This window comes from Kitasatospora sp. NPDC052896 (genome assembly GCF_044547075.1).
Lineage (GTDB): Bacteria > Actinomycetota > Actinomycetes > Streptomycetales > Streptomycetaceae > Kitasatospora.
Genome location: NZ_JBITZU010000008.1, coordinates 133998 through 148819, shown reverse-complemented (window position 1 = coordinate 148819; position 14822 = coordinate 133998). Strand labels below are relative to the sequence as shown.

Here is a 14822-nt window from a genome sequence, read left to right as displayed (position 1 = left end):
TGCTCTCCCAGCTCGATCGCCGGCAGCTGGCGTCCCCCGTCTCCACGCGGAGCCTTCCGCGTCAGATCGTGAGGCCTGGAAGGCCACTCACGGGACAGGCCGCGGGTGGTAGAGGGCGCGGGCGAGAGCCAGGTCGGCACGTCCGTCCGGGCCGAGGTCGAAGAAGTGGTTCACCTGCCATGCCTGCGTGCTGCGGGCCTGCCGGTTGGTCGTGGTCACCCACGGCGGGTAGACGCGGAATCCGCGCTTCCCACCGGAGCCGTCACAGGAGACGATGTCGCGCTCGCACAACACGTCGCACGGGAACACGAACTGTCCGAAGCCGTCGTCGTCGCGGCTGCTGACGACGAGGAGATCCACTCCGTCGTCGGCGTCGAAGGGCCGGATCGGCCCCTCCTCGGACCGCTGCCAGACGGTGACGAACTGGCCCACCTTGGCCGGGGTGGTCCTGGCCACGCGGAACCGAACCGAGCGGTCGTCGAGCGTGAACGCGCAAGCCGCGTATTCGGCACTCTCCGGTTCGGGCACCGGCAGCGAGCAGACGAAGCCGCTCGGGTCGTACACCAGTGCCTTCGCTGCCAGCAGGTCACCGTGAAGCCCCGTCCACGGCTGATTCGAAACCATGCCGCCATCCTGCCACCGCACCCGTGCGCACTGCTCCGGTCCCTCTGGCCGGAGGCCCGGACGTGGTCCAACGTGGCTCCGCCCTCAGGCGGTTGGTGCGCGCGGCCCTGCGGCCCGGTACGCCGGTCAACCACCTGCACGCGCCCGACAACCTGGCCCAGGCCCGCACCGGCATCGCGCAACTGGCAGGCTGGCACCTACTCGCGGAGGTCAACCGGCGATGGGAGAGCAGTGAGCAGCGACGTGTCGCCGTCCGCCTGGCGGGCCACCGGGCTCGTCTGGGAGCAGGGCACGGCCTTGCTGGAATGGTCGGCTCCGGACGCCGGCACTCCCCGGACGAGCCCGCTGGTCATCGGCGCCGACCTGGCCGTCACCATCGGGGCGGACCGGCGTTGCATCGGCGTGTGGCGGGCGGGACACCGCCGCCACTGCCCGACCTCCGCGGCCCTGAGCCCGACCGTGCGCACCACCCAGTGCCCGTCTTGCCAGGTGATCGACCGCGCCGACTCCATCGCCGCCGATACCCGCCTGCACGACCCGCGCCCCTTCAACGTCTATCTCGCCCACCACGGTTGCGCCGTCAAGGTGGGCATCACCGCTGCCGAACGCGGCGATGCCCGGCTCCTGGAACAGGGCGCACTGGCTTCCACCGTTCTCTCCACCGGCACCCTGACTGCCGCCCGCCGGGTCGAGAACCTCCTCGGCTCGGCCCTGGGCCTGCCCGACCGGATGAGCGCCGCGCGCAAGCGCGAAGCCCGTACCCGCCCCGGCGGCGCCGGCGAGCGCGCCCGCGATCTCCTCGCCACCGCGGAACGTGCCAGCCGACTGGTCTGGCCGCAGGGTCAGACCCTCCGCGCTCCGCAGGTCACCGACCACACCACCGCCTACGCGCTACCCGCGAGCGGACTGTCGCCGACCGCCGCTCTGCTGCCACTCACTCCCGGGAACGTGATCAGCGGACGGATCGCGTGCCGGATCGGCACCGACCTCTACCTGGACACTGCCTGCGGCCTGATGCTGCTGGACACCCGCCTGCTCGTCGGATGGGCCCTGGCCCGCGCCGAGGCCGGCGCCCCCGCCACGGCTCCCTCCCAACCCCTCGCCGCCCCCTGTCGCCAAGAGGGACAGGACGCGCTCTTCTGACCCGCCCGCCATCCCCGAACAGGCCTGGATCAACAGGGTTGCCGCCGACGCGACCGCCGGGCAGCGGTTCGGCCTCGTCCGTTCCGTACTCATGCCGACAGCCCGACCGTCACGCGACCGGGGCCCAACCTGACAGGGCCCACTGATTCTCGTCCCTGGACCCTGCTCCGGCGCTGCCCCGGGGGGCGATCGCTGACAGTGGATCAGTGGTGCCGGAGGGCCGGTGTCGAGCAGCCCCGGTCGAGCGGCTCGGGGCGCGCACACGTGGACGGGGAGCCGTGTCCCCGTCCAGCCGCGTCCGCACCCCGGGCGTGTGTCGGAAGAGGCCCGCGTGGGCCGGCTATCAGTTGCCCCAGGTGCCGGTGTTCCACAGCGGGGTGCCGTTGGCGTCGGAGACCACGAAGTTGCCGTCGGTCTGGAAGACCGCGTGGGCGCCCGGGTGGCCGCCGGTGCCGGTGGAGCCGACGACGCCGCGCAGACCGTTGATCACCATGTTCCCGTCGGCCTGCATGGTCACGGCCTGGGCCTGGCTCCCCGCGGTCCCGGAGTTCCAGAGCACCGCGTTGTCGCGCTTGCGGTAGATGACCAGGTTGCCATCGAACTGCATCACCAACCAGGCGTTCGGGGACTGGGCGAAGCCGCCGATCCCCAGACTGCTCAGCGCGGTCGTGTAGGAGGTGGCGGGGGAGTTCGACGGGCACCACTGCGAGGGCGCCTCGTTGACCATGTTGGTCCAGACCAGCACACTCGGCGAGCTCGAGGTGACGAACAGGTTGCCGTCGGCCAGCAGCTGGGCCGGCTGGCCGCCGCCCCACGTGCCACTGTCCCACAGCGGGGTGCCGGTGGCGCTGTAGAGCACCAGGTTGCCGTCGCCCTGCGAGACGACGTAGGCACCGGGGTGGCCCCAGGTGCCGGTGTTCCAGATGGCCGGGCCCCGGCCGCCGTCCTGTGTGAGCAGGTACTCGACCAGGTTGCCGTCGCCCTGCATGACCAGCTCGGCCACCGGATTCTGGCCCGGCCCCTTGCTGGGGGCATCCAGGCTCTGGCCGGCCGTCAGCTTCCCGATCGGGTTGCCGAACGGACTGACCTGGTACAGCTGGGAACAGGACGGCGTCGAGGCCTGGGCGGAGTCGGCGCCGGGGACCAGGCCGACCACGGCGAGCAGGGCGGTGACGGCGCCGGCGACTGTACGGTTGCGCATGAAGCGGGGTTCCTTGACTGGGTGGGAGTGGCGTGGCGCGGCCGATCGGCGGTGCACCACGAACGCACAGTCATACACCCTCGGGTGCGGAGGAGAAGAGGCAGGTCAGCCCTCTTGGCCCGGGAGCCGCTGCCCGCCACCCGCAGCCCGGCCGGCTGGGCGCCGGTCCGACAGACCCTGGAGCTGGGTGGCGCCGCCGTCGACGAACAGTTCCGCGCCGGTGGTGCAGGAGCTCTGGTCCCCGGCCGGGTGGAGGGCGGTGGCGGCGACCTCGTCGGGACCGTCGTGGTGGGCGCGGCGGCGAATCCGGTTGCCCCGAAGCCGGCAGCCGGGGTACCAAGGTCGGATGATGCGAGGCGCGAGGGTCGGGTTGCGGGCCCGCCACGAGGACGATGTCCCGGTCCTGCACAGGGAGTTGTACGACGACGTGCCGACCAGGTCGCGCGTCGGCACCAGCCCCTGGCGGCCGGTCCCGCCTGGTTCGGCGGAGGTGCCGTACGCGGTCGACGCGCCGTCGCCGGGCGCCGTGTGCTTCTCCGTGGTCGAGCTGGAGTCGCAGGAGCTGGCGGGCGAGGCGGTGCTCTGGGGCATCGACACCCACAACCGCCTCGCCCACCTCGGCCTTTCGCTGCGCCCGGCGTTCCGGGGGCGTGGGCTCGGTTACGACGTCGTCCGGGTGCTGTGCGAATACGGTTTCGCCGTGAGGGGGTTGCGGCGGCTCCAGTTGGAGACGCTCGCCGACAACGCGGCGATGATCGCGGCGGCGACCCGGGCCGGGTTCACCCACGAGGGGACGTTGCGCCAGGCCGCCTGGGTGTACGGGGGCATCGTGGACGAGGTCGTGTTCGGCCTGCTCGCCGAGGAGTGGACTCCGTAGGGAGGTGCCGGCGCCCCGGGCCGGGCGGCGGCGCGGGTCAGGCCGGCTCGACGCCCATGGCCGCGGCGAGCCGCAGGTGCGGCCGGGCCTCGGCGGCGCGGCCCTGTCGCTGCAGGGTGCGGCCGAGCATCAGCCGGGCGTAGCCCTCGGCCGGGTCCTGCTCCAGCACCCGCCGCAGCTCGGCGGCGGCCCGCCCGAGCTGCGCGGAGTGGTAGTAGCTGCGGGCCAGCAGCAGCCGGGCGGCGAGGTTGGCCGGCTCGGCGGCGACCAGCTCCGCCAGGATCAGCGCGGCGTCCGAGTACGCCTGGGAGTCGAAGTACAGCCGCGCCCGGGTGTACTCCTCCAGGGTGGCGGTGGTGGCGGTCACGGTGGTGGCTCCTCTCGTCGTGGTCCCGGTCCACGGTTCGTGGGTGCCAACAATGAGTGAAGCTTCAACTATTCCCCTTCTCGGATGTCGATGGACGGTTGTACCTACTGGTATGTACAGTCGCATCATGGCAACCCAGGACCGGCTCATCGAGACCACCCAGGAGCTGCTCTGGGAGCGCGGTTACACCGGCACCAGCCCCAGGGCGATCCAGCAGCGTTCCGGCGTGGGCCAGGGCAGCATGTACCACCACTTCGCCGGCAAGCCCGACCTCGCCGCCGCGGCCATCCGCCGCAGCGCCGAGCAGCTGCGGGCCGAGGTGGAGCAGCAGCTGGGCGGCCCCGGCAGCGCCTACCAGCGGATCGAGGCCTACCTGCGGCGCGACCGCGACGTGCTGCGCGGTTGCCGGGTCGGCCGGCTGGCGCAGGATCCGGAGGTCGTCGCGGAGGCCGAGCTGCGTGCGCCGGTCGAGGAGACCTTCGCCTGGCTGACCGACCGGATCGCCGCGGTGCTCGAGGAGGGCCGGCGGCGCGGTGAGCTGCTGCCGGGGCCGGACGCGGGGGAGCTGGCCGCGGCGCTGGTGGCGCTGGTGCAGGGGGGCTACGTGTTGGCCCGGGCGGCGGGCTCGACGGAGCCGTTCGACCGCGCGGTCCGCGGCGCGCTCGGCCTGCTGGCGGCCCAGGTTCCCCGGTAGCCCGACGAAGCGGCGGACGGGCGACCAAGGAGCGGGCGAGGGGGTTCCACCCGGGACCCGAGGGCCGGGACTCGAGGAGCGAGCCCCGAGGATCCGAGGCTCGAGGAAAGGCACGGTTTCATGCAGGCGATGCAGTACGCGATCACCCTCCCGGCCGACTACGACATGGGGGTCATCCGCCGCCGGGTGGCGGACCGGGGCCACCTGCTCGACGACTGGCCCGGGCTGGCCCTGAAGGCCTACCTCATCCGTGAGCGCGGGGTGGCCGGCTCGCCGGTCAACCAGTACGCGCCCTTCTACCTCTGGCGCTCCACCGAGGGCATGAACGGCTTCCTGTGGGGTCCGGGGTTCCGGGCGCTCTGCGCGGACTTCGGCCGCCCGGAGGTCCGGCAGTGGGGCGGCCTGGCGTTCCGGGACGGCCCGGACCGCTCCCGCCCGCCGGTCGCGGCCACCCGGCGGACCGAGCCGATCCCGCCCGGCGAGGACCCGGTCGAGGTGATCGACCGCGCGCTCGCCAGGCTGCCCGACCACCGGTCCGGCACGCACTGCACCGCGTTGGCCGTCGACACCACGGCCTGGGAGCTGCTGGTCTTCACGCTGTGGAGCGACCCGCCGGCCGCCGACGTTCCCGGCGAGCACTACCAGCTGCTGCACCTGAGCAGCCCCGAGCTGGACCGACTCACCCAGGGGCGGCACTGGTGACCACCGACCACCGCTCGAACGGATCCCGCCCGCCGACCCAGGAGACGCCCGTGTCCACCCCATCGGTCACCACCCCCGCGGTCCGGACGGTACTCGGCGACCTCGACCCCGCCGAGCTGGGCGTCTGCGACGCGCACGACCACCTCTTCTTCCGCTCCCCGCTGTTGCCCGGCCAGGAGCTGGACGACCCGGCGGCGGCCGCCGCCGAACTGGCGGCCTTCCGGGCGGCCGGTGGGGACGCGGTGATCCAGTGGTCGCCGTACGGGCTGGGCCGGGGCGCGGGGCTGCTGCCCACGCTGTCACAGGAGTCCGGCGTCCACCTGGTCGCCGCGACCGGCCTGCACCAGGCGGCGCACTACGCCCCGGAGTTGCCGGCCACGCTCTACGGGCGGCTGGCCGAACTCTTCGTGACCGAGCTGACCCAGGGCATCCACGGCGGGCCGCGGGCCGGAATGATCAAGGTGGCGGGCGGCTACCACAGCCTGGACGAGCACACCCACCGGGTGATGACCGCCGCCGCCGAGGCGCACCACGCCACCGGCGCGCCGATCGGCGTGCACCACGAGCTCGGCACCGCCGCGCCCGCGGTGCTCGACCTGCTCTGCGACCGGCTGGGCGTGCCGCCGCGGAGCGTCGTCCTGGGCCACCTCAACCGCTTCCCCGACCTCCGGCTCTACCGCGAACTCGCCACCTCCGGTGCGTGGTTGGCCTTCGACGGACCGTCCCGGGCGAACCACGCCACGGACCCCTGGCTGCTCGACAACCTGATCGCACTGGCCGAGGCCGGCTACGGCGACCGCCTGTTGCTGGGCGGCGACACCACCACGGCCGCCGCCCGATCGGTCAACGCCGGCCCGGGGATGCCGTTCCTGCTCACCACCCTGCGCCCACGCATCGCCCGAGAGCTGGGCGAATCCCAGGCGGACCAGATCCTCCGCGTCAACCCCTCCCGCGCGTTCGCGACCGTCTGGCGAACTCCCTGAGGCCGCAGGCCGGTTGACGCCGGGGGATGGAGTCCGGGGCCGGCGGTCCAAGGTGGCTCACATGTGCGTGCCGCCGTCGATCCGTATCTCCGTACCGGTGATGAACGCGCCGTCCTCGCTCGCCAGCATGGCGATCACGCCGGCCACCGTCTCCGGGCCGGCGAAGCCCTGGCCGAGGGCCGGCGCGAGCTTGCCGAGCAGGGAGAAGTCGGCGTCGGCCGGCAGGCCGGGGTTGTTGGTCATCCCGCTGTCGATGCTGCCCGGGGCCACGCAGACCGCGCGCAGGCCCTGCTTGCTGTACTCCTGCGCGATGGCGTGGGTGAAGGACTGGATGCCGCCCTTGGTCGCGGCGTAGGCCGCCATGTACGGGTGCGCGAAACTCGCCGAGGTGGAGCTGAAGTTGACCACGACTCCGCGCCCGGAGGCGAGCAGCGCGGGCAGTGCCTCGCGGGTCATCAGGAAGGTGCCGGTCAGATTGACCGCCAGCAGGGTGTTCCAGAACTCCAGGCTGGTCTCGTGGGTGTGCGAGGAGCGCAGGATGCCGGCGGCGTTGACCAGGACGTCCAGGCCGCCGAGCGTCTCGACGGCGGCGGCCACGCCGGAGCGGACCGCGGCCTCGGCGGAGACGTCCAGCACCGCGGTGGTCAGCCGCTCGGCGGTGCCCGCGGCGGTGGCCTGCTCGGCGGTGCCGGCCAGGCCGGTCGCGCTGACGTCGACCGCGACGACCCGGCCGCCCTCGGCGAGCAGTCGGTGCACGGTGGCCCGGCCGATGCCCGAGCCGCCGCCGGTGACGAGGATCCGGTGTCCGGTGAAGCGCTGCATGGGGAAGCTCCGTTCTGGTGGTGCTGGGGGTGGTGCGATCGTGCCGTGCCACCGTACGCCTGTGTGGCACAACGTGCCAATATGACTCAGAGTGCCACATGGGCATGTCGACGCGTAGCGTGGTGGCATGACCGAACGCACTGCCCCGGACCGTCCCTCGCTCACCGACCGCCGTCGCGCCGCGACCCAGCTGGAGATCGCCGTCGCCGCCGCCGAGTTCTTCGCCGAGCGCGGCGCCGAGGCGACCACCGCCGAGGAGATCGCCCGTGCCGCCGGGGTCGCGCTGCGCACCTTCTACCGCTACTTCCGCACCAAGGAGGAGGCCGTCGCGCCGCTGTTGGCGGCCGGTGGCCGGCGCTGGGTGGCGCTGATCGCCGACAGTCCGGCCGACCTGCCGGTGCCCGAGGTGCTGGCGCGGGCGGCCGTCCGGGCGCTCACCCCGGCCGACGCGCGGGCCGTCGAGGAGCTGCGCTGGACCCGTGCCCTGCTCACCGATCCGGCGCTGCGGACCGTCTGGCGCGGCGTGCACCAGGATTCCGAGGAGGAACTGGTCCCGGTGCTGGCCGCACGCTGCGGCGCCGGGGCCGACCCGTTGGAGGTCCGGCTCGCCGCGGCGGCGGCCACGGCGGCGATCCGGGTGGCCCTGGAGAGCTGGGCCACGGGCGAGGGGGAGCGGACCGGCGGTGGTGACGGCCCGGGCGCGGCCGCCGATCCCGGTGCGCTGGCCGGTCGTTGCGTGCTGGAGCTGACCGCGGGCCTGCGCCTGTGGCGCGACCCGGGCGGTCCGGGCCTTCCCACCGGGACGAGCGGCACGCGCGCCGCAGACGACTGAGCGGCGCCCCGTCAGGGGGCGCCGCCCGGCTTCGGCTCACTCGAGTGACGAGGGTTCAGGCCACCGGCCGCAGCGTCCCGGTGTGCAGCTCGCCGACCCGGCCGCCCTCGCCCTCGTACGTCCAGAACACCCGCACGGTCAGCTCGGCCAGGTCCATCACGTGGCTGACGGTGAGTCCGCTCCGCTCGGTCCAGCTGACGAAGTACAGCTCCGGGCCCACCTGGGCCACGTGCAGGGCCACGTCCTCCCACTGACCGGCCGACTCGCCCAGCCCCTCCCAGTGCAGCCGCCGGCCGTCCGCCGAGTAGGAGTTGCGGAAGGCCGCGCCGTTGTCGACCTCGAAGAGGTAGGTCCGGCCGGCGAAGCCCGGCAGCTGTGTGGTGGCGGTCATGCTGGTCGAGTTCCTCGTTTCGGGACGGGCGGGCGCGCGGCTGGACGGATACCTGTGCTCACCAAGCTAGCGGAAGCACTCGGCCGAGGGACAATGGTCACACGACACGCCGCAGCCGTGGGCCGGTCTCCCCGGCCAGCGGGTGGCCAGCCGGCGAACGTGGCGGAGCGGCGAGCCGGGAGGTCGAACATGCGCAAGGTGGTCGACTGCCGCGAGCAGCCGAGCGAGACGCACTGCAGCCTCGCCATCTCCGGCGAGGAGAACGAGGTGGTCGAGGCCGCCGTCCAGCACGCGGTGGCGGTGCACGGGCACACGGACACCCCCGAACTGCGGGAGATGATCCGTGGCGCCCTGAAGGACGAACTGGTCCTCCAGCACACCTGACGGTCCACCCGAGGACCTGGTCCCCGAACCGGCTCCGGACCGTACGGAGAATCCCGTATCGCCCGGGGCCGTCGTCGTCTGCTGGAGTGGAGGCAGGGAGGTGGTGGCGATGGCCGCGGACCAGGAGAAGGTGACGCGGTTCCTGGGCCGGGTGGTGGCCGACGGTGGTGCGGCGATGGCCGGCCTGTGCACCTCGATCGGCGATCGGCTCGGGATCTACGCGGCGATGGCGGGCGCGGGCCCGTTGACCCCCACCCAGCTCGCCGTGCGGACCGGCCTGCACGAGCGCTACCTGCGCGAGTGGCTGGCCGCCCAGGTGGCCGGCGAGTACGTGCGGTACGACCCGACGACCGACGGCTACCTGCTGCCGGACGAGCACGCCGCGGTGCTGGCGGACCCGACCGCCCCCACCTACGCGGCCGGCCTCTTCACCATGCTGCAGGCACTGTACGGCGCCGAGGAGGCTCTGGTGGAGGCGTTCCGCACCGGCAGCGGCGTGGGCTGGGAGCAGCACGGCGAGGCGCTCTTCGCCGGCACCGCCAAGTTCTTCCGGCCCGGCTACGCCGGCGCGCTGGTCCCGGAGTGGATCCCCGCGATGAACGGCACCGAGCAGCGGTTGCGCGAGGGCGCCGAGGTGGCCGACGTCGGCTGCGGCTACGGGTACTCGACGATGCTGATGGCCCAGGCCTACCCGGCCTCCCGGTTCCACGGCTTCGACTTCCACCGGCCGTCGGTCGAGGCCGCTCGGCGGATCGCCGTGGAGCAGGAGCTGAGCGACCGGGTGACCTTCGAGGTGGCCGGCGCCCAGGACTTCCCGGGCGAGGGCTACGACCTGATCACCTTCTTCGACTGCCTGCACGACATGGGCGACCCGGGTAGCGCGCTGCACCACGCCGAGCACGCGCTGGCGCCGGACGGCGCCTGCATGATCGTCGAGCCCAACGTCTCCCCGGACGTCCGGGCGAACGCCAACCCGATCGGCCGGGCGGTGGTCTCCGCCTCGGTCGCCGTCTGCCTGCCCTGCGCCCTGGCCCAGCACGGGCCGCAGGCGATGGGCAACCACGCCGGTGAGGAGGCCATGCGCCGTATGGCCGACGGCGCCGGCCTGCACCACTGGAGGCTGGCCGCCGAGAGCCCGTTGAACCGGGTCTACGCCGCCAGCAGGTAGCCGGGTCGGGCCGGGTTCGTCGGGGCCCGGCTTGACCCGGACGCCGCACGGGGCCGGCCCGTGAGGGCCGACCCCGTGCGCGCCACGGCGGGCTTCAGCAGGTGAAGTCGATCAGGTAGAAGGTCTCGTAGTGGTCCGAGGTGTAGTAGTCCTCCTGAGCGCCCTCACCGGTGATGATCCGGCGGGTGCCGCGGTTGGAGTCGCCCGGGGTGTCGACGGTGTACTCGTGGTAGTAGCCGTACTGCTGGCTGGGCAGCACGCCTTCGCGGTTCTGGAACACCTCGCCGTCCTCCGAGTACGGGAAGGGGCCACCGTCGGCGATCAGGTTGAGGGTGTCGTCCGCCTCGCTCGGCAGCGCCGACTGGCAGACCGAGCCACTGACGTCCGCGTGGGCGGCGGTGGCGAAGCCGGCGGTGGGGGCCAGCGCCAGCAGACCGACGGTCAGCACGGAGACGGAACGCGACTTCAACGCGAGTAGAAATCTCTGCATGAGAGGCAGTCTGAGGGCCTGTCAGGCAGGGGTGGAAGGGGGTGCGGCGGGCTCGGCAGAGTCTTCATGTCCAGGTCACCGGGGCGGCACCCGGACGTTCCGTACCGTCCGCGGACGGATCATTCTTGGCCGATGCGAGCCGGGTGACGGCCCGTCGTCGGACTCCCGCGACGGTTCGGGGGTCCGCCTGCCCCGCCGCTCCCCGCCGCCGACCGGGTCCGCGTCCGCCGCCGACCGCGACCACCGCTGAGCCGGGGCGCCGTCGCTCACCGCACCGCGATGGTGAATTCCGCGGCGTGGCTCGTCGTGTTCGCATCCTCCGCGCTCGTCAGGACGACCAACCCGCCGCGCAGCCCGCCGGGCGGCTGGTCCGGCGGGACCTGCGCCGGGACCAGCGCGGTGGCCGTCCTGCCCTGGGGCAGACCGGCCGGGAAGACGCAGGTGACCGCCCGCATCGTCACGTCCACGGTGCAGTCGTTCGGGAAGAAGGGGCCGACCGCGGTGACCGCGGGCGGCAGCGTGACGGTCACCGTGAAGGGCTGGGCGGTGGTGCCCGGGCCCTCGTTCGCCACGAAGGCGTGCACCGCGGTGGTGCCGCCGGGCGCGACCGGATCCGGGGCCATCGGCACCACGACGAGGTGCGCCGGGGTGGGGGTGTCCGCGACGCTCGGGGTGGCGGCCAGCAGCAGCGCCGCGCACCCCGTCAGCACCGTCCTGCCGATCCTCACCTTGGACAACGCCATCACCCGCCTGTCTCCCTGAGAGCTGGTCCGCCGGACCGATGGTGTGGCCGGTACGGCCCGACACGCCAGGCCATGGGGACGGTAACCACCCGGGCGGGTGAGCCCGGCGAGGGCGAGGTCGACGGAGCCGACTTCAGGGCGCCAGCACCTGGCCCAGTCGCTCGGCGATCCGGCGCATCACCGGGACCAGCGCGGAACTGCCGGCCTGCTGCTCCAGCAGGTGGATCCGGGCCTCCGGGCCGGAGACCGAGAGCGCGGTCGGGGTCGGCGCGCCCGGCACGGCGACCGCGATGCAGCGCACCCCGATCTCCTGCTCCTGGTCGTCCACCACGTAGCCCGCCTCGCGGAAGCCGGCCAGCTGGTCCAGCAGTCGCTTCGGGTCGGTGACGGTGAACTCGGTGTGCGCGGGCAGCGGCCGGTTGCCCAGGATGGCCCTGGCCTCCTCCTCCGGGAGCTGGGCCAGCAGCGCCTTGCCGACACCGGTGCAGTGCGGCTGCACCCGCCGCCCGACCTCGGTGAACATCCGCATCGAGCGCCGCGACTGCACCTGGCCCACGTAGACCACCTCGCCGCCCTCCAGGACGGCCAGGTTGGCGGTCTCGCCGGTGGCCTCCATCAGCTCCGCCAGGTAGGGGCGGGCCCAACTGCCGAGCAGTCGGCCGGCCGTCTCGCCGAGCCGGATCAGCCGGGGGCCCAGGGTGTAGCGGCGGGCGGTGTCCTGGCGGACATAACCCTGCTGGGCCAGGGTACGAACCAACCGGTGAATGGTCGGCATCGGGAGTCCGGAGCTGCTGGACAGCTCGCTGAGGGTCGCGATGCCGCCGGAGTCGGTGAGGGCCTCCAGGAGTTGGAAGGCGCGCTCCACGGACTGCACGGTTCCGGCGCTGCGGTCGTTGCCCGGTGAGGCTGTGGCGGGGGTGCTGGCCACCGGCGTTCCCTTTGCTGTCGGAGGAGGAGTAAGGTCCCGGCGATCACCTCAACAAACCGTTGAAATTCTGTATCGCGGAAACTAGTCTCCACCTTACAGAATCGAACTCGCCGGTAGGCGGGTTCGGATCCAGGAAGTTCCCACCGGAACTCCCTACGGCTCAACCGTCCAAGGAGTGTCCTGCCCATGGCTACAGAACAGGGACCCGCCCGCAGCCTGCGGCCGGGGGTGCCCCCGGGCGCCGCCGCCGCTTCGGCTGTCACTGTCGCCGGTCCGCGCGTCGCCCGTGCGGAGGAGGTGCTCACCCCGGAGGCGGTCGCGTTCGTGGTCGGCCTCCACCGTGCCTTCGAAGGCCGTCGCCAGGAACTCCTCGCCCGACGGAAGACCCGCCGGGCCGAGATCGCCCGGGCGGGCACCCTCGACTTCCTGCCGGAGACCGCCGGGATCCGGGCGGGCGACTGGACGGTGGCGCCGGCGCCGCGGGCCCTGCGGGACCGCCGCGTCGAGATCACCGGTCCGACCGACCGCAAGATGGTCGTCAACGCCCTCAACTCCGGTGCCAAGGTGTGGCTCTGCGACTTCGAGGACGCCACCTCGCCGACCTGGCAGTCGGTGGTCTCCGGGCAGCTCAACCTGATCGACGCCTTCGAGGGCCGGATCGACTTCACCACCCCGCAGGGCAGGGCCTACACCCTCAGGCCCGCCGGCGAACTCGCCACCGTGGTGGTCCGCCCGCGCGGCTGGCACCTGGACGAGAACCACCTGCTGGTCGACGGGCGGCCGGTGGCCGGCGCGCTCTTCGACTTCGGCCTCTACTTCTTCCACAACGCCGCGCGACTGCTCGCCAAGGGCCCCGAGGACCCCAACTCCGGGCCGTACTTCTACCTCCCGAAGACCGAGAGCCACCTGGAGGCGCGCCTCTGGAACGACGTCTTCAGCCACGCCCAGGAGCAGTTGGGCATCGAGCACGGCACCATCCGGGCCACCGTGCTGATCGAGACGATCACCGCGGCCTTCGAGATGGACGAGATCCTCTACGAGCTGCGCGACCACGCCGCCGGGCTCAACGCGGGCCGCTGGGACTACCTCTTCTCCATCATCAAGAACTTCCGGGACGCCGGCGAGCGGTTCGTCCTGCCGGACCGCAACAGCGTCGGCATGACCTCGCCGTTCATGGCCGCGTACACCCGGCTGCTGGTGCGGACCTGCCACCGGCGCGGGGCCCACGCGATCGGTGGGATGGCCGCGTTCATCCCCTCCCGCAAGGACCCGGAGGTCAACGCCGCCGCCCTGGAGAAGGTCAAGGCGGACAAGGACCGTGAGGCCGCGGGCGGCTTCGACGGTTCCTGGGTGGCCCATCCCGACCTGGTCCCGGTGGCCCGTGCCTCGTTCGACGCGGTGCTCGGCGACCGGCCGCACCAGAAGGACAACCCCGGCTCCGCCGAGCCGGTGACGGCCGCCCAACTGCTGGACATCGCCGGCGCCGGCGGTTCCTGCACCGCGGTCGGCCTGCGGAACGCGGTCGCGGTCGGCCTGCGCTACTGCGAGGCGTGGTTGCGCGGGCTGGGCGCCGTCGGCATCTTCAACATGATGGAGGACGCGGCCACCGCCGAGATCTCGCGCTCGCAGATCTGGCAGTGGATCCACAACGGCGTGGTGCTCGCCGACTCCGGCGAGAAGGCCACCGCCGAGCTGGTCCGTCGTCTGATCTCCGCGGAACTGGACGGTCTGCGTGCCGAGTTGGGTGGCGAGGCGTACGCGGCCGGCCGGTGGACCGAGGCCCGCGAACTCTTCGAGCAGGTCTCGCTCGCCGAGGACTTCGTCGACTTCCTGACGCTGCCGGGCTACGCACTGCTCGGCTGAGCCGCCCGCTCCCCTTCGTACGGTCCGCCGAGGCGAACAAGTCCTCGGTGGACCGTGCGAGTCGTCTCCCCGAAGGGTCCAGCACCATGGTCCGGATGTTCCTCAACGGCCAGGCGATGCGCGGTGGTGAGTTCCACGCGCTGCTCGGCGACGCGCCGTTCCTCGGCACCGTGCGCACCGCGCCGGGCCACCGCTTCTTCTCGATCCGGGACGTCTGCCCCGGCCTGCTGCCCGATCCGGCGGCGGGCGGCGCGATCGAGGGTGAACTCTACGAGCTGAGCCTGGAGTTGCTGCGCGACGTGCTGTTGCCCGGCGAGCCGCCGGAGCTGCAGCTCGGGGTGATCCGGCTGGCGGACGGCAGCGCCTGCTTCTCCATGGTGCTGGCCCGTGGCGAGTTGGAGCGCGGCGTGCACAAGGAGATCACCGAGTTCGGCGGCTGGCGCGCCTACCTGGCCGCTCTGGGCCGGACCAGCTGAACGACCGTACGGTGAGGGGGGGGGGGGGGGGGGGGGGGGGGGCGCGGGGCCGCCGCCCCCCCCGGGGGGGGGGCGCGGGGGGCCGGGGGGGGGCGGCCCCCCCGCCCCCGCCCCCCCCCCCCCCGGACGGGGGA

18 protein-coding genes are annotated in these 14822 nt (G+C 73.0%); 10 read left to right on the top strand and 8 right to left on the bottom strand.

Annotated elements, in window-relative coordinates:
- Positions 1-87 precede the first annotated feature (87 nt).
- Entirely contained in the window at positions 88-624 is a 537-nt protein-coding gene (locus ACIGXM_RS18890) for a MepB family protein (RefSeq protein WP_396562220.1), read from the bottom strand.
- 231 nt (positions 625-855) lie between these two features.
- Here ACIGXM_RS18890 and ACIGXM_RS18885 point away from each other — a divergent pair, with 231 nt between their 5' ends.
- A complete protein-coding gene (locus tag ACIGXM_RS18885; RefSeq protein ID WP_396562218.1) occupies positions 856-1767 on the top strand; it encodes a DUF2797 domain-containing protein in 912 nt (303 codons plus the stop codon).
- Positions 1768-2110: 343 nt separating this feature from the next.
- Here the strand turns inward: ACIGXM_RS18885 and ACIGXM_RS18880 are convergent, their stop codons facing one another.
- Positions 2111-2968: a hypothetical protein gene (locus tag ACIGXM_RS18880; RefSeq protein WP_396562216.1), complete on the bottom strand. Its 858-nt coding sequence runs from the start codon at positions 2966-2968 to the stop codon at positions 2111-2113.
- A 346-nt stretch (positions 2969-3314) separates the two neighbouring features.
- Here ACIGXM_RS18880 and ACIGXM_RS18875 point away from each other — a divergent pair, with 346 nt between their 5' ends.
- Positions 3315-3845 carry a GNAT family N-acetyltransferase gene (locus ACIGXM_RS18875; RefSeq protein ID WP_396562214.1) on the top strand — a complete coding sequence of 177 codons (531 nt, stop codon included), beginning with the start codon at positions 3315-3317 and terminating at the stop codon, positions 3843-3845.
- Between the two features lie 37 nt (positions 3846-3882).
- Here the strand turns inward: ACIGXM_RS18875 and ACIGXM_RS18870 are convergent, their stop codons facing one another.
- Entirely contained in the window at positions 3883-4212 is a 330-nt protein-coding gene (locus tag ACIGXM_RS18870; protein ID WP_396562212.1) for a tetratricopeptide repeat protein, read from the bottom strand.
- Positions 4213-4339: 127 nt separating this feature from the next.
- On the opposite strand from ACIGXM_RS18870, the gene ACIGXM_RS18865 reads away from it, so the two are divergent.
- The 3 genes from ACIGXM_RS18865 to ACIGXM_RS18855 all read left to right on the top strand — a co-directional run bounded on the left by ACIGXM_RS18865 (position 4340) and on the right by ACIGXM_RS18855 (position 6591).
- The gene (locus ACIGXM_RS18865) at positions 4340-4906 is read left to right on the top strand and encodes a TetR/AcrR family transcriptional regulator (protein ID WP_396562210.1); all 567 of its coding nucleotides are present in this window, start codon (positions 4340-4342) and stop codon (positions 4904-4906) included.
- A 120-nt stretch (positions 4907-5026) separates the two neighbouring features.
- Positions 5027-5608 carry a DUF4865 family protein gene (locus tag ACIGXM_RS18860; protein WP_396562208.1) on the top strand — a complete coding sequence of 194 codons (582 nt, stop codon included), beginning with the start codon at positions 5027-5029 and terminating at the stop codon, positions 5606-5608.
- 50 nt (positions 5609-5658) lie between these two features.
- The gene (locus tag ACIGXM_RS18855; RefSeq protein WP_396562206.1) at positions 5659-6591 is read left to right on the top strand and encodes a phosphotriesterase; all 933 of its coding nucleotides are present in this window, start codon (positions 5659-5661) and stop codon (positions 6589-6591) included.
- A gap of 57 nt (positions 6592-6648) precedes the next feature.
- Here the strand turns inward: ACIGXM_RS18855 and ACIGXM_RS18850 are convergent, their stop codons facing one another.
- Positions 6649-7413, bottom strand: a complete 765-nt coding sequence (locus tag ACIGXM_RS18850) for an SDR family NAD(P)-dependent oxidoreductase (protein WP_396562204.1) — start codon at positions 7411-7413, stop codon at positions 6649-6651.
- A gap of 127 nt (positions 7414-7540) precedes the next feature.
- Here ACIGXM_RS18850 and ACIGXM_RS18845 point away from each other — a divergent pair, with 127 nt between their 5' ends.
- Positions 7541-8245, top strand: coding sequence for a TetR family transcriptional regulator (locus tag ACIGXM_RS18845; RefSeq protein ID WP_396562202.1), 705 nt, complete (start codon positions 7541-7543; stop codon positions 8243-8245).
- Between the two features lie 55 nt (positions 8246-8300).
- Here ACIGXM_RS18845 and ACIGXM_RS18840 read toward each other — a convergent pair whose 3' ends face one another.
- Positions 8301-8636 carry a MoaF-related domain-containing protein gene (locus tag ACIGXM_RS18840; RefSeq protein ID WP_396562200.1) on the bottom strand — a complete coding sequence of 112 codons (336 nt, stop codon included), beginning with the start codon at positions 8634-8636 and terminating at the stop codon, positions 8301-8303.
- Positions 8637-8825: 189 nt separating this feature from the next.
- Between ACIGXM_RS18840 and ACIGXM_RS18835 the strand changes: the two genes are divergently transcribed.
- Together ACIGXM_RS18835 and ACIGXM_RS18830 are read left to right on the top strand one after the other, a co-directional pair.
- Positions 8826-9020 (top strand): DUF1059 domain-containing protein, encoded by a 195-nt coding sequence (locus tag ACIGXM_RS18835; protein WP_396562198.1) that lies wholly within the window; start codon positions 8826-8828, stop codon positions 9018-9020.
- Positions 9021-9129: 109 nt separating this feature from the next.
- A complete protein-coding gene (locus ACIGXM_RS18830; protein WP_396562196.1) occupies positions 9130-10188 on the top strand; it encodes a class I SAM-dependent methyltransferase in 1059 nt (352 codons plus the stop codon).
- A 94-nt stretch (positions 10189-10282) separates the two neighbouring features.
- Here ACIGXM_RS18830 and ACIGXM_RS18825 read toward each other — a convergent pair whose 3' ends face one another.
- The 3 genes from ACIGXM_RS18825 to ACIGXM_RS18815 all read right to left on the bottom strand — a co-directional run bounded on the left by ACIGXM_RS18825 (position 10283) and on the right by ACIGXM_RS18815 (position 12349).
- Positions 10283-10678 (bottom strand): ribonuclease, encoded by a 396-nt coding sequence (locus ACIGXM_RS18825; RefSeq protein WP_396562194.1) that lies wholly within the window; start codon positions 10676-10678, stop codon positions 10283-10285.
- A 266-nt stretch (positions 10679-10944) separates the two neighbouring features.
- On the bottom strand, positions 10945-11421 hold the full coding sequence (locus ACIGXM_RS18820; RefSeq protein ID WP_396562192.1) for a hypothetical protein: 477 nt from the start codon (positions 11419-11421) through the stop codon (positions 10945-10947).
- 133 nt (positions 11422-11554) lie between these two features.
- Entirely contained in the window at positions 11555-12349 is a 795-nt protein-coding gene (locus ACIGXM_RS18815) for an IclR family transcriptional regulator (protein ID WP_396562190.1), read from the bottom strand.
- 186 nt (positions 12350-12535) lie between these two features.
- Between ACIGXM_RS18815 and aceB the strand changes: the two genes are divergently transcribed.
- On the top strand, positions 12536-14212 hold the full coding sequence (gene aceB / locus ACIGXM_RS18810) for a malate synthase A (RefSeq protein WP_396562188.1): 1677 nt from the start codon (positions 12536-12538) through the stop codon (positions 14210-14212).
- A 95-nt stretch (positions 14213-14307) separates the two neighbouring features.
- The gene (locus ACIGXM_RS18805; RefSeq protein WP_396562186.1) at positions 14308-14688 is read left to right on the top strand and encodes a gamma-glutamylcyclotransferase; all 381 of its coding nucleotides are present in this window, start codon (positions 14308-14310) and stop codon (positions 14686-14688) included.
- Positions 14689-14822 lie beyond the last annotated feature (134 nt).

What these genes read in the sequence shown, in the direction of transcription:
- ACIGXM_RS18890 (WP_396562220.1), bottom strand. Translation starts at nt 624, where the DNA reads ATGGTTTCGAATCAGCCGTGGACGGGGCTTCACGGTGACCTGCTGGCA.
- ACIGXM_RS18880 (WP_396562216.1), bottom strand. Translation starts at nt 2,968, where the DNA reads ATGCGCAACCGTACAGTCGCCGGCGCCGTCACCGCCCTGCTCGCCGTG.
- ACIGXM_RS18875 (WP_396562214.1), top strand. Translation starts at nt 3,315, where the DNA reads ATGATGCGAGGCGCGAGGGTCGGGTTGCGGGCCCGCCACGAGGACGAT.
- ACIGXM_RS18865 (WP_396562210.1), top strand. Translation starts at nt 4,340, where the DNA reads ATGGCAACCCAGGACCGGCTCATCGAGACCACCCAGGAGCTGCTCTGG.
- ACIGXM_RS18860 (WP_396562208.1), top strand. Translation starts at nt 5,027, where the DNA reads ATGCAGGCGATGCAGTACGCGATCACCCTCCCGGCCGACTACGACATG.
- ACIGXM_RS18850 (WP_396562204.1), bottom strand. Translation starts at nt 7,413, where the DNA reads ATGCAGCGCTTCACCGGACACCGGATCCTCGTCACCGGCGGCGGCTCG.
- ACIGXM_RS18845 (WP_396562202.1), top strand. Translation starts at nt 7,541, where the DNA reads ATGACCGAACGCACTGCCCCGGACCGTCCCTCGCTCACCGACCGCCGT.
- ACIGXM_RS18840 (WP_396562200.1), bottom strand. Translation starts at nt 8,636, where the DNA reads ATGACCGCCACCACACAGCTGCCGGGCTTCGCCGGCCGGACCTACCTC.
- ACIGXM_RS18835 (WP_396562198.1), top strand. Translation starts at nt 8,826, where the DNA reads ATGCGCAAGGTGGTCGACTGCCGCGAGCAGCCGAGCGAGACGCACTGC.
- ACIGXM_RS18830 (WP_396562196.1), top strand. Translation starts at nt 9,130, where the DNA reads ATGGCCGCGGACCAGGAGAAGGTGACGCGGTTCCTGGGCCGGGTGGTG.
- ACIGXM_RS18825 (WP_396562194.1), bottom strand. Translation starts at nt 10,678, where the DNA reads ATGCAGAGATTTCTACTCGCGTTGAAGTCGCGTTCCGTCTCCGTGCTG.
- ACIGXM_RS18820 (WP_396562192.1), bottom strand. Translation starts at nt 11,421, where the DNA reads ATGGCGTTGTCCAAGGTGAGGATCGGCAGGACGGTGCTGACGGGGTGC.
- aceB (WP_396562188.1), top strand. Translation starts at nt 12,536, where the DNA reads ATGGCTACAGAACAGGGACCCGCCCGCAGCCTGCGGCCGGGGGTGCCC.
- ACIGXM_RS18805 (WP_396562186.1), top strand. Translation starts at nt 14,308, where the DNA reads ATGTTCCTCAACGGCCAGGCGATGCGCGGTGGTGAGTTCCACGCGCTG.